At 73.3% G+C, this 12,776-nt stretch carries 11 protein-coding genes; 4 read left to right on the plus strand and 7 right to left on the minus strand.

The window, feature by feature from the left end; all coding sequences use genetic code 11:
• Window position 1: 1 nt before the first annotated feature.
• The 4 genes from JT723_RS10460 to mraZ form a co-directional block, all read right to left on the minus strand.
• Entirely contained in the window at window positions 2-1,861 is a 1,860-nt protein-coding gene (locus JT723_RS10460) for a peptidoglycan D,D-transpeptidase FtsI family protein (protein ID WP_372441265.1), read from the minus strand.
• A gap of 485 nt (window positions 1,862-2,346) precedes the next feature.
• A complete protein-coding gene (gene ftsL / locus JT723_RS10465; RefSeq protein WP_205044244.1) occupies window positions 2,347-2,808 on the minus strand; it encodes a cell division protein FtsL in 462 nt (153 codons plus the stop codon).
• Window positions 2,805-3,782 (minus strand): 16S rRNA (cytosine(1402)-N(4))-methyltransferase RsmH, encoded by a 978-nt coding sequence (gene rsmH / locus JT723_RS10470; RefSeq protein WP_205044245.1) that lies wholly within the window; start codon window positions 3,780-3,782, stop codon window positions 2,805-2,807. The genes ftsL and rsmH overlap by 4 nt, the downstream gene beginning before the upstream one ends.
• 211 nt (window positions 3,783-3,993) lie before the next feature.
• A complete protein-coding gene (gene mraZ, locus JT723_RS10475; RefSeq protein WP_205044246.1) occupies window positions 3,994-4,425 on the minus strand; it encodes a division/cell wall cluster transcriptional repressor MraZ in 432 nt (143 codons plus the stop codon).
• Window positions 4,426-4,656: 231 nt separating this feature from the next.
• On the opposite strand from mraZ, the gene JT723_RS10480 reads away from it, so the two are divergent.
• The 4 genes from JT723_RS10480 (at window position 4,657) to JT723_RS10495 (ending at window position 10,260) form a co-directional block, all read left to right on the plus strand.
• Entirely contained in the window at window positions 4,657-5,205 is a 549-nt protein-coding gene (locus JT723_RS10480) for a beta-class carbonic anhydrase (RefSeq protein ID WP_205044247.1), read from the plus strand.
• Window positions 5,206-5,348: 143 nt separating this feature from the next.
• The gene (locus tag JT723_RS10485) at window positions 5,349-6,356 is read left to right on the plus strand and encodes an AAA family ATPase (RefSeq protein WP_205044248.1); all 1,008 of its coding nucleotides are present in this window, start codon (window positions 5,349-5,351) and stop codon (window positions 6,354-6,356) included.
• Window positions 6,356-7,858 carry a DUF58 domain-containing protein gene (locus JT723_RS10490; protein WP_205044249.1) on the plus strand — a complete coding sequence of 501 codons (1,503 nt, stop codon included), beginning with the start codon at window positions 6,356-6,358 and terminating at the stop codon, window positions 7,856-7,858. Before JT723_RS10485 ends, JT723_RS10490 begins: the two co-directional genes overlap by 1 nt.
• Window positions 7,855-10,260: a transglutaminase TgpA family protein gene (locus JT723_RS10495; protein ID WP_206248460.1), complete on the plus strand. Its 2,406-nt coding sequence runs from the start codon at window positions 7,855-7,857 to the stop codon at window positions 10,258-10,260. Before JT723_RS10490 ends, JT723_RS10495 begins: the two co-directional genes overlap by 4 nt.
• Window positions 10,261-10,792: 532 nt before the next feature.
• On the opposite strand, the gene JT723_RS10500 is transcribed toward JT723_RS10495, so the two are convergent.
• The 3 genes from JT723_RS10500 to JT723_RS10510 all read right to left on the minus strand — a co-directional run bounded on the left by JT723_RS10500 (window position 10,793) and on the right by JT723_RS10510 (window position 12,776).
• Window positions 10,793-11,191, minus strand: a complete 399-nt coding sequence (locus tag JT723_RS10500) for an SCO2097 family morphological protein (protein ID WP_205044250.1) — start codon at window positions 11,189-11,191, stop codon at window positions 10,793-10,795.
• A gap of 211 nt (window positions 11,192-11,402) precedes the next feature.
• Entirely contained in the window at window positions 11,403-12,173 is a 771-nt protein-coding gene (locus JT723_RS10505) for a methyltransferase (protein WP_205044251.1), read from the minus strand.
• A gap of 87 nt (window positions 12,174-12,260) precedes the next feature.
• The gene (locus JT723_RS10510; protein ID WP_205044252.1) at window positions 12,261-12,776 is read right to left on the minus strand and encodes an SAV_6107 family HEPN domain-containing protein; all 516 of its coding nucleotides are present in this window, start codon (window positions 12,774-12,776) and stop codon (window positions 12,261-12,263) included.

Genomic DNA, 12,776 nt, shown 5'->3' on the forward strand with positions numbered 1-12,776 from the left:
GTCACCGGGCCTTGGTGCCGGTCGGCGGGGTCGCGGGCACGGCGGGCTGCGACGGGTCGAACTCGATCGGCAGCTTCGGCGCCGGCGCGCCGGACGGCGGCACCTGGAGCGTCTTGAGGGCGAACTCCATGACCTGCTTGAAGACCGGACCGCAGATCGACCCGCCGTAGTAGCTGCCCTTGGTCGGGTTCTGGATGACGCAGGAGACGGTGACCCGCGGGTTGTCGGCCGGCGCGAAGCCCATGAAGGACGCCGTGTAGCCCCGGTAGGTGCCCGTTTTCGGGTCCACCCGGTTGGCCGTACCGGTCTTGCCCGCGACCCGGTAGCCGTCGATCCGGGCGTTGATGCCGGTGCCCTGCTCGCTGCCGACCACCGACTCCAGCATCTGCGACAGCGTCTTGGCGGTCTGCGCGCTGACCACCCGGGTCCGCTTGGGCGGCGCCGCGGGCACGAAGCGCCCGTCGGGCCCCGTGACGCCGCGGATCAGGCTGGGGGCGACCCTGACGCCGCCGTTGGCGATCGTCGCGTACACCGAGGTGGCCTGCAGCGCGTTCAGCGACAGGCCCTGGCCGAAGGGGATCGTGTACTGCTGCGAGGCGTTCCAGTCCTGCGGCTTGGCCAGGATGCCGGGGGTCTCGCCGGGGAAGCCGATGCCGGTCGGGTCGCCGATGCCGAACTTCTTCAGGTACGAGTAGAGCACCTGGTTGGCCTGGGCCTGGGTCTTGCCGAGCTGGCCGGTGGCCTCGATGGTGCCGATGTTGCTGGACTTGGCCAGTACGCCGTTCAGCGTCAGGTACCAGGTGCCGTGGTCCACGTCGTCGTGGAAGACCCGGTCGGCGCGCGGCAGCGTGCCGGGCACGGTCACCCGGGTCGTGGGCGTCGCGGTGCCGGTGTCGATGATCGCCGCCATCGACATCAGCTTGCTGACGCTGCCCGGCTCGTACGCGTCCTGCATCGCCGCATTGCCGAGCGCGGCGGAGTCGGCGTGCGCGAGGTCCCCCGGGTCGAAGCCGGGGGCGTCGGCCATCGCCAGCACCTCGCCGGTCCTGTTGTCCATCACGGTGACGTAGCCCCGGTCGGCCCGCGACTTCTTCACCTGGGCGCTGATCGCGCTCTGCGCGGCCCACTGGATGTCCCGGTCCAAGGTCAGCTCCACGTCGGAGCCGGGCACCGCCGGGTGCTCCTGGACGCCGGCGGTGGGGACCTGGCGCCCGTTGGACTGGGCGTAGCGGATCTTGCCGTTCTTGCCGGCCAGCTGCTTGTCCAGCATCGACTCCAGGCCGCCGCCGCCCGCACCCTTGCTGTTGACGAAGCCGAGCACCCCGGCGGCGAGGTCGCCGCCGGGGTAGACCCGCTTGGTGTGCGGCTCGCTGAACACCCCGGCCAGCACGTCCGCGCCCGGCTGCTTGACGGCCTTCGCGGCCAGCGCCTTCTTCAGGTCGGAGATCTGGTTCCATGCCTGCGGCGACTGCTGGCGGGCCAGGATCTGGTAGCGCGAGCCGGGCGTGGCCAGCTGCCGGGCGATCGTCGTCGCGTCACCGCCGACGATCGGCGCGAGCAGTTCCGCCGCCTGCAGCGGGGCGTCCTTGACCTTGGCCTGCGCCGGTGTGAACAGATACGGGTCAGCGGTGATGTCGTACGCGTCCACCGTCGTGGCCAGGGCCACGCCCGAGCGGTCCGTGATCGTGCCGCGGTCCGCCGTCACGTCATGGGTGACCCAGCGGTTCACCGCGGCCTTCGAGGCGTACGCCGAGGCGTCCACCGCCTGCACCTGCAGCAGGCGCACCACGAACACGCCCATGACCACGGTCAGGGCGAGCGCGACGAGGCGCAGCCTCGGCCGCGGCGCACCCAGCCGCACGGTGCGCACCCGGCCGGCGGCCGGGGGCCGCCTTCCCCCCGGCTGGGCTCGCCGCTCCCCCGGCCGCGGCCGTCCCACCACCGGCCGCACCGCACCCTGCCGGGGGCGCCGCTGCGGCACCCGCGGCGCGCTCACCTCGCCCCCTGCCGCGGTGCCAACGCCTGAGGCCCGGCGGGGGCTCGTCGCGCAGTTCCGCCCCCGGAGCTTCGCCCGGGGGTACCCCCAGCGCCTCCTGGGTGGGTGCCACTTGCTGTGAGCTTGCACCTTTCGGTGCGTGGGTGATTGGGCGCGCAGTTCCCCGCGCCCCTCAAAACGCTCACCCTCGCCGGCAGACGGCGACGCCCGGAAGCGCTCACGTCTGCGAGAGAGGGCAAGCCATAAGGGGCGCGGGGAACTGCGCGCCCAGTCCCCACCGGGGGAAAGGCGCCACGGCACCGCAAGGGGCAGTCACCTGGGGGCGCGGGGAAGCGGCGTGGCATCGCGGGTCACCTGCCAGGGGTGGACGTCGGGGGCGTCGGCGTGGGCGGCGGGGTGGAGGCGGGCGGGGACGACGGAGGCGCCGTCGTCCCCGTCGGCTTGCCCGGCGAGGGCGAAGGCGCCGTCGGCCGTGGTGGCGGGGGCGGCGCGGTGGCCCGCTCGGGCGTACCGAGGACCGACCCGTCAGGTCCGAGGAAGGCCGGGTTGCCGCCCGGGACCATCCCGAGGTCTCGGGCCTTGCGCTCCAGCGTCCCCGGCGCCCCGTACTGGTCGACCTCCTGCTGCAGCTGCTGCTGCTCGTCCGTGTACCCCGTGGTCTCCTTCTCCAGCTTGTTCAGCTGGAAGGAGTCCTGGTTGACCGCGGCATTGAGCAGCAGGAGCGAGATCAGGCCGCCGGCGAGCAGGGTCACGACGAGGATGACGAAGGGCGCACGGGCCGCGGTTGCGGTCCGGCCGCGGACCGGGCTCACCTGGCGTCCTCGCGGATCCGCTCGGCGCCGCGCAGCCGCGCGGGTGCGGCCCGCCGGTTCTCGGCGACCTCTTCCTCGGTGGGCAGTTCCGCGCCGCGGGTCAGCAGCCGCAGCCGCGGCTGGTACTGCTCGGGCACGACGGGCAGCCCCGGCGGCGCGGTGGTGGCGGCGCCGGCCGCGAGGACCTGCTTGACCAGCCGGTCCTCCAGCGAGTGGTAGGCGAGGACCGCGATCCTGCCGCCGACGGCGAGTGCGGCGACCGCCGCGGGGATCGCCCGCTCCAGGACCGACAGCTCGCCGTTGACCTCGATCCGCAGTGCCTGGAAGGTGCGTTTGGCGGGGTTGCCGCCGGTGCGCTTGGCGGCCTGCGGAAGGGCGTTCCTGATGAGTTCGACCAGCCGGGCGCTGTTGCGGAAGGGTTCCGCGTCGCGTTCCCGTACGACCGCGTCGACGATCTTGCGGGCGAACTTCTCCTCGCCGTAGGTGCGCAGGATGCGGACGAGTTCGCCGGGCGGGTAGGTGTTGAGCACCTCGGCCGCGCTGATCCCGGTGGTCTGGTCCATCCGCATGTCCAGCGGGGCGTCCTGCGCGTAGGCGAAGCCGCGGTCGGCCTCGTCCAGCTGCATGGAGGAGACGCCGAGGTCGAACAGCACACCCTGGACGCGCGGCACGGACAGCTTGTCGAGGACGTCGGGCAGTTCGTCGTACACCGCGTGCACGAGGGTGGCGCGGTCGCCGAAGGGGGCGAGGCGGCGGCCGGAGAGCCGCAGCGCCTCGGGGTCGCGGTCGAGCGCGACGAGCCGGACGGCGGGGAAGGTGCTCAACAGGGCCTCGCTGTGCCCGCCCAGGCCCAGGGTGGCGTCCACGACGACGGCTCCCGGCTGGGCGAGCGCGGGCGCCAGCATGTCGAGGCAGCGCCTCAGCATCACCGGGACATGCCGCGGCTCCGGTGGCTGCGCTGAGGTGTCGCTCATGGGGCCGGCCCTTCTCGGACGGTGCTGGCGAGGGCCGGCCCTGGGGGCGCGCCCTGCGGATGGACGTAGAACCTGGTCCCCGCCCGCTCGGCAGAAACGTTCCCCTGGCACCGGGGAAGTGGTGCCAGCCGAACGTGGAGCGGGAGGAGGCCGAGCCGTACGTCCGCGCGGGTGGATCGCTGGGGGGATGCGCGCGGGTGCGGGGCCGCGCTCACAGTAATCCGGGCGGAACCTCCTGTGACAGGGCCGAAAAGGTGTCCTCCTGCGCCGCCAGATAATCGGCCCACGCGGTCGCCGACCAGATCTCCACCCGGGTGTTGGCACCGATCACGGCGCAGTCGCGCTCCAGTCCCGCGTAGTCCCGCAGCGGCTGCGGCACGGTGACCCGGCCCTGCTTGTCGGGGATCTCGTCGTGCGCCCCGGCGAACAGCACCCGCAGGTAGTCGCGGGCGGACTTCGAGGTCAGCGGGGCTGCGGACAGCTGCTGGGTGGCCGTCCTGAACCCCTCGACCGGCCACACGCACAGGCATCGCTCCTGCCCGCGGGTGATCACCAGGCCGTCGGCCAGCGGCTCGCGGAAGCGGGCGGGCAGCACCAGGCGGTGCTTGTCGTCCAGCCGCGGAGTGTATGTCCCGAGGAACATCGCACCTCCCGCAGACGCCGCTTTCCACGCACCACTTCGCGCCACTTTACTCCACCATGCCCCACGGTCAACGTTGGCCGGTACGGGCGCGTCACCCTGCCGGGGGACCCCGCACCGGCCGCCAAGACCCCTGTGGGTTACGTCACACCCATGGGTATTGACCGGTTATTTTGCTGTTTCGTCGGAACTCACAACAGGTGACCGGCCTGTCCGGGCCTTACCGTCGGTGTCATGTCGATATCTCCAGCAGACGGCTCCGCCGAGCACTCGGCCCCCACAGCCACCGCATCGGTCACCGACCGGCTGGTCGAGGCCAACGCGCGGTACGCCGCCGAATTCCACGACCCGGGCATGGACGCCAGGCCGGTGCTCCAGGTCGCCGTCGTGGCATGCATGGACGCCCGCCTCGACCTGCACAAGGCACTCGGCCTCGCCCTGGGCGACTGCCACACCATCCGCAACGCCGGCGGGGTGGTCACCGACGACACGATCCGCTCCCTCGCGATCAGCCAGCGCGCGCTGGGCACCCGGTCGATCGTGCTCATCCACCACACCAACTGCGGCATGGAGAGCATCACCGAGGACTTCCGCACCGAACTGGAGGCGGAGGTCGGGCAGCGGCCGACCTGGTCGGTGGAGTCCTTCACCGACAGCGACCAGGACGTCAGGCAGTCCATGGCCAGGGTCAGGACCTCGCCTTTCCTCGCCCACACCGAGGACGTCAGGGGCTTCGTCTTCGACGTCCACACCGGCCTGCTGCGCGAAATCACGAACAAGTAACGGCAGGCGAGTGACGGGGAGTGCCGCGTAAGGGAAGAATGCACAGTGCGGCACCGCCCCGCTCACAGCGGGCGGCACGCATTTTCGGGGAGGGCCGGTCCAGGGATGACCGAGTCCCGCGGAACATGGCCTAGGAGTACCGGGTGACGACCTTTGATGCACGCGCCAGCCTGAGCGATCTCACCACGACCGCGGACCGGGTGCGCCGCAGTGTGGAGAACGTGATCGAGGGCAAGCCCGAGGTCGTACGGGTCGCGCTGACCGTCCTGCTGGCGGAGGGGCACCTGCTGATCGAGGACGTGCCGGGCGTCGGAAAGACGATGCTGTCCAAGGCGCTGGCACGTTCGATCGACTGCTCGGTGCGGCGCATCCAGTTCACCCCCGACCTGCTGCCCTCCGACATCACCGGGGTGAGCGTCTTCGACCAGCAGCAGCGGGACTTCGAGTTCAAGCCGGGTGCGATCTTCGCCCAGATCGTGGTGGGCGACGAGATCAACCGCGCCTCGCCCAAGACGCAGTCGGCGCTGCTGGAGTCGATGGAGGAGCGCCAGGTCACCGTCGACGGGACCACGTACGAACTGCCCAGCCCCTTCATGGTGATCGCCACCCAGAACCCGGTGGAGATGGAGGGCACCTACCCGCTGCCGGAGGCGCAGCGGGACCGTTTCACCGCCCGGGTCTCCATCGGCTACCCCAGCCCCGACGCCGAGTTGAAGATGCTGGACGTGCACGGCGGTGTCTCGCCGCTCGACGACCTGCAGCCGGTCGCGCACGCCCACGACATCGTCAAGCTCATCGAGGCGGTCCGGCAGGTCCATGTCGCCGACCCGGTGCGGCGCTACGCGGTGACCCTGGTGGGCGCCACCCGCGACCACCCGGACCTGCGGCTCGGCGCCTCCCCGCGGGCGACCCTGCACCTGATCAGGGCGGCCAGGGCCTCCGCCGCACTGGACGGCCGGGACTTCGTCCTGCCGGACGACGTGCAGGCGCTGGCGTCCGCGGTCCTGGCACACCGGCTGCTGCCCACCGCACAGGCCCAGCTCAACCGGCGCACCCCCGAGCAGGTCGTGGCCGAGATCCTGCAGCGCGTCCCGGTCCCCGACCCCTCGGCCGGCCGCCGTCCTGGCATGCCGGGCGCCCGGGGCCTGTGATGGCGACCCCCGCCGCCGGCGGACCGCCCCCTCCGCCCCCGCCACCCCACCCGCCGCGGCAGCACCCGCAGCCCGCGGGCCACCAGCCGCAGCCGCCCGGCCCCGGCGAGGGCGGCGACCCGCGCCAGAGCGCCGGCGGCTTCCGCACCGCGCTCGGCGGGCTCACCACCCGCGGCCGCTCCTTCGTGGCGGCCGGCGTCGCCGCGGCGATATGCGCGTACGTCCTCGGGCAGTCCGACCTGCTGCGGGTCGGACTGCTGCTGGCGATCCTGCCGCTGGTGTGCGTCGCGGTGCTCTACCGCACCCGCTACCGCGTCGCGGGCAGCCGCCGTCTCTCCCCCTCCCGGGTGCCCGCGATGTCGGAGGCCCGCGTGCATCTGCGGGTCGACAACGTCTCGCGCATCCCCACCGGCCTGCTGATGCTGCAGGACCGGGTGCCGTACGTCCTCGGTCCGCGCCCGCGCTTCGTGCTGGACCGGGTCGAGCCCGGCGGGCACCGCGAGGTGTCCTACCGGGTGCGCTCCGACCTGCGCGGCCGCTACCCGCTCGGACCGCTGCAGCTGCGGCTCACCGACCCGTTCGGGATGTGCGAGCTGACCCGCTCCTTCAGCACCTTCGACACCCTCACCGTCGTCCCCAAGGTCGAGCCGCTGCCGCCGGTGCGCCTGGCGGGCGAGGCCAACGGCTACGGCGAGAGCCGCACCAGGGCGCTCGCCTTCGCCGGCGAGGACGACGTCATCCCGCGCGGCTACCGGCACGGCGACGACCTGCGCCGGGTGCACTGGCGCTCCACCGCCAAGTACGGCGAGCTGATGGTGCGCCGCGAGGAGCAGCCGCACCGGGCGCGCTGCACGGTGCTGCTCGACACGCGCGCCTGGGCCTACTTCGGCTCGGGACCCGACTCGGCCTTCGAATGGGCGGTCTCCGGCGCCGCCTCGGTGTCCACCCACATGCTGGAGCGCGGCTACGCGGTCCGGCTGCTGACCGACACCGGCAGCAGTGTGCCGGGACCCGAGGGCACCGCGGGCTTCGGCGGGGATTCCTCCGACATGGCCGGTGTCCTGCTGGACACCCTCGCGGTGGTCGCGCACTCCGACGGCGAGACGCTGGCGCCCGCGTACGAGGCGCTGCGGTCGGCGACCGAGGGGCTGATCGTCGCCTTCCTCGGCGACCTGGACGAGGAGCAGGCGGCGAGCGTCGCCAGGATCAGGCAGCGCGCCGGCGGTGCCGTCGCGTTCGTGCTGGACAGCGACGACTGGGTCGCCAAGGACGCCGGCGGCCGACTGGTCCCGGCGGGCGACGCGGACGCGGTGCCCGCCGAGGAGGACGCCGACGGCACACGGCACGCCGTGCAGATGCTGCGCGAGGCGGGCTGGACGGTCGTCGAGGTCGCCGCGGGCGACACGCTGCCGGAACTGTGGCAGCAGGCGGACCGTTACCGGACCAGGGAGGAGTCCCAGGACGCGGCCCAGGGACGGCACGATGCGGGGGCGACGACATGAGCGGACGTGCGCGGCTGACGGTGTTCGCGGCGCTGGCCTCCCTGATGGCCGCGGCCGCCCTGCTGCCGCTGGCCAGCCCGCGCGGCTGGTACGTGAAGGCGCTGCTGTGCGTGGTCCTGCAGTCCGGGGTGGGCGCCGCCGCCCGCCGGGTGCCGCTGCCCAGGCCGCTGACGGTCCTCGCCCAGCTGCTGGTCTCGCTGCTGGTGGTGACCGCGATGTTCGCCCCGCACCAGGCCGTCGCCGGTGTGCTGCCGGGACCCGAGGCGATGCGGCAGCTCGGGCAGCTCGTCCAGGACGGCATGACCGACGTCACCAACTTCGCGATCCCGGCGCCCGTCAGCCCGGGCATCAGGTTCCTGCTGGTCGGCGGGGTGCTGGTGATCGCGCTCGCGGTCGACGCGATAGCCGTGACGTACAACAGCGCGGCCCCCGCCGGGCTCCCGCTGCTCGCGCTCTACGCGGTCGCCGCCGGTCTTGAGGACGGCGGCAGCCAGTGGCTGTACTTCCTGATCGCCGCCGCCGGCTACCTGCTGCTGCTGCTCGCCGAGGGCCGCGACCGGCTCTCCCGCTGGGGACGGGTCTTCGGCGGCGCACCGCGGCAGGGCAGCTGGGCAGGACCGGCGGGAACCGCGGGCGGCGGGGCGCCGATGGCCCCGGTGCGCACCGGGCGGCGGATCGGCGCGATGGCCCTGGGCATCGCCCTGGTGCTGCCCGCGGTCCTGCCGTCGCTGAGCGGCGGCCTGCTGGACTCCACGGGCAGCGGCGGCGGCGACGGCCTGGGCGGCGGTGTCGGCAATGCCACGTCGGTACGCCCCGAGGTCGCCCTGCAGGACTACCTGAACCAGCCCGACAACCGCGAGGTGATGACCTACAAGACCGACTCCCCCGACGCCAGCGGGATGTACATGCGGATCGTGTCGCTCGACCAGTTCGACGGGACCCAGTGGTCGGCCTCCAAGGACGACAAGCTGGACATCCCCGAAGTGCTGCCGCAGCCGCAGGGCCAGTCGGGAGAGGTCAAGTACACCGAGGTCGACACCTCCGTCGCGGTCGACCGCAACTACGTGCAGGGCTGGCTCCCCATGCCGTACCCGGCGATCCGGGTGCAGGCCGACGGCGACTGGCGCTACGAGCCCGAGGGCCGGATGATCATCGGCGACCACGGGCAGACCACCTCGGACATGCACTACCAGGTCACCAGCATGCAGCTGGAGCCGACCGCCGCCCAGCTCGCGGCGGCACCGCCCGCCACCGGGGAGATCGCCGACCGGTACGAGAAGGTGCCCGACTCGCTGCCCGCCGTCGTTGCCGCCACCGCCCACCAGGTCACCCAGTCCGCGACCAACGACTACCAGCGCGCCCTGGACCTCCAGCAGTACTTCACCTCGGGCCAGTTCGTCTACGACACCCAGGCCAAGTCCGGTACGGGCGTGGACGCCATCGCCCGCTTCCTGCAGACCAAGCGGGGCTTCTGCGTGCACTTCGCCTTCACCATGGCGACGATGGCCCGCACCCTGCACATCCCCGCCCGGGTCGCGGTCGGCTTCACCCCCGGCTCGCTGACCACAAGCGGCACCATGTCGGTCGGCCTCAAGGACGCCCACGCCTGGCCCGAGCTGTACTTCGAGGGCATCGGCTGGACCCGTTTCGAGCCGACGCCCTACCGGGGCACCGCCCCCTCCTACACGCTGGCCACCAACCCCTCGGCCGGCGGCGACACCCCCGACCCGACCCAGCACGGCCCGGGCTCCACCGCCCGCCCCACGCCGTCGACCTCCTCGCAGTGCGCCGAGCAGCACAACCTCGGCCCGGCCGCGTGCGGCTCGGCCGCCGCCGCGGGCAGCGGCGGGTCCGGCGGCTCCGGCATCGGCGGGCTGCGGCTGGCCGGCATCGCGCTGATCGCCCTGCTGGTGCTGCTGCTGCCGACGCTGCCACTGCTGTGGCGCAGCCGGGTGCGGGCCGCACGGCTGGGCGGCGGCAGGGAGAAGGGCGGCGGACTCGTGCTGTCCGCCTGGCGCGAGGTGCTCGACACCGGGTGGGACTACGGAATCCCGCCGGACGAGTCCGAGACGCCGCGGCGGGCGATGGCCCGGCTGGTCACCGAAGGCCGGCTCAGCGGGTCCGCTGCCGCGGGGGCGACCGCGCTGGCCACGGCGGTGGAGCGCACGCTGTACGCGCCCAGGCCGCAGGCCGCCACGGGGCTCGCGGACGCGGTCCACGCCGTGCGGGTGGGCCTGCACGGTTCCGCCACGCGCGGCGCCAGGTTCCGTGCCCGCTTCTTCCCGCGGTCCTTCGCCCGCGTCCTCTGGCGGATCTCGGCCGGCGTGACAGCCGCGTCCGAGCGGCTGTCACGCGGTCTCGACCGCGTGACCACCCCCCTCCGCCGCCGCACGACCACCTAGGCCGTGTTTTGGAAGTCCCGCCTGCCCCGCGGCGCCTGGCACGCACGCTCGCTGCGTTGTCGGAGTCGTCCGAGCAGGCCCACTACGAGGACGACCCTCCGCCTTGCGATCGCACGCACCGGACGCCGCGGGGCCCGCCCTGTGGGCGGACGGCGCTACTTCCAAAACACGGCCTAGCCCGGTGGGGGCGCCCCCTGCGCCAGCGCTTTTCAGGGGTGCCCCTGCCGCAGGGGGCAACCATCAGGGGCGCGGGGAACTGCGCGACCCTCCCCCAGAGCTTCGCCTGGGAGGTACCCCCATCACCGGGGCGGCGGGTCGTCACCGACCCAAAGGGGCTCTTCGGTCCGAAGACGGACCACCCGCCGGTGGTGGGCTGAGCGCGCAGTTCCCCGCGCCCCTGATGGGCACCCCCTGCCGAAGGGGAGCCGTACAGCCACCGCGGCCGGCAGAGGGCGCCCCATGCGCAAGGGAGCCGCACAACGCCGGCAGGCGGGAAGGGGCCGGGGGACCCGGGGGTAGGGGTGAAAAGGGGCTACTGCCCCTGTTCGTCGCGGCGACGTTGCCACCGCTCTTCGATACGGTCCATGACCTTCCCCTTGCGGGGCTGGTGGCGGCGGGCCAGCCGCCCCTGCCGGCCGGGGGGCACGGCCTCCGCCGGCCTGCCGGCCTTGCGCCAGCCCGTGACGGCGAGCACCGCACAGGCGAGCATGACGAGGAAGCCTGCCACGCCGACCCATGTCAGCTTGGCGATCATGCCGCCCATGAGCAGCGCGACACCGACCAGGAACCCTGCGACCGCTTGGTAGACCCGGCGCCGGGTGAACGTGCGCAGCCCGGTTCCCTCAAGCGCCGACGCGAACTTGGGATCTTCGGCGTACAGCGCTCGCTCCATCTGCTCGAGCATTCGCTGCTCGTGCTCCGAGAGCGGCACGGAGACCTCCTACTCGTCGGTCGCGGGAGGCGACCGGTCCGACCCTTTCAGGATAGGCAGGGAATCGTCCCCGTGAAACCCACCCCTGTGCGCCAACCCGACGGGTCCTTCATTCCCCGTCCGCTGTCGCGTCATGCCAGCATACGGTCAGGAATGGCGCGACGGGCGGGCTGTGACGCAGTCCCCGCCCGCGGTCTCGTACGGCGCCCTCTCAGTCGCGCTCGGCGAGCACGTGGAGCTGTGTGGCGACGGCGTGGAAACCGGGGTCCTCGGCGGCTGCCAGCTCCAGCCGCAGCAGTGCGTCCAGCGCTCCGGGCTCGGTGTCGACCAGCACCCCGGGCACCAGGTCGGCGAAGACCCGCACCCCGTGCACGGCGGCGGCCCGCAACCCGGCGTCCACGACGAGCCGGGTCAGCTCGTCCGCGGTGAAGCGGCGGGGCAGCGAGTCCCCCTCGCCCCATCGCCCGTCCGGGTCACCCAGCGCGTGCTGGGCCTCGGCGAAGTGCCCGGCGATCGCCCTGGCCAGGACGGCGCCGCCGCGGCCCGCGGCGAGCAGGCTGAGGGCGCCGGCCGGGCGCAGCGCCCCGGCGACGTGGCGGACGCCTTCGGCCGGGTCGTCGACGTATTCGAGCACCCCGTGGCAGAGCACCATGTCGTAGGAGCCGGGGGTGATCACGTCCAGCAGCCCCTGGGCGTCGCCCTGCACCCCGCTGACCCGCTCGGTGACGCCGGCCTCGGCGGCCCGCCGCTCCAGGGCGAACAGCGCGTCGGGGCTGGGGTCCACCACGGTGACGCGGTGGCCGAGCCGTGCGACGGGCACCGCGAAGTTTCCGGTGCCGCCGCCGGTGTCCAGTACGTCGAGGACGGGGGTGTCCGCGGCCTTCACCCGCCGCTCCAGCGCGTCGCGCAGCACCTCCCAGACCACGGCGGTACGCAGGCTGGCTCGGGGGCGCATCGGGTCCACCCCTCCTTGACGGGACATGGCGGACGGCTCCTCGCAGCTGCGGGTGACTGGTGCGGCTCCAACTCTAAGCCGTGGCGGGGAGGGGCAGCGGGGCCGCGCCGCCGGTCAGTCGGCCGAGGGGGCGGGTATCAGCGGCGCGGCGCCGTCGAGGGCGGGGCGCAGCAGCAGCATGCGCTCCACCAGCCGCAGGAACATGCTGACGGCACGGACCAGGTCGTCGGCCTCCCGCGACCCGGCCGCGGTGGATATGCCGGCCTCCGCCCTGGCCCTGCGCTCGGCGCCGGCGGCGAACAGGGCGCTCCATTCGGACAGCTCGGGTGCGATCTCCGGCAGCACCTCCCAGACGCTGCGGATCCTGCGCCGCCGCCGCGGGGTGTCCTCGGGCCTGCCCCGGGCGGCGAGCACCGCGGCGGCGGTGCGCAGGGCGGCGAGGTGGGCGGTGGCGTACCGCTCGTGGGGGGCGTCGAGCGCGGCGGCCTCGGTGAGCCCGAGGTGCGCCTGGGTGAGCAGGTCGAGGGCGGCGGGTGAAGCGGTGGCGCGGCGCAGCACAGGGTGGACGTCGCTGACCGGAACTGCCATGGCGAGCCTCACTTTCTCCGTACGTGTGTCCGTACGCCCCAT

The sequence above is a fragment of the Actinacidiphila bryophytorum genome (assembly GCF_016916835.1).
GTDB lineage: Bacteria > Actinomycetota > Actinomycetes > Streptomycetales > Streptomycetaceae > Actinacidiphila > Actinacidiphila bryophytorum.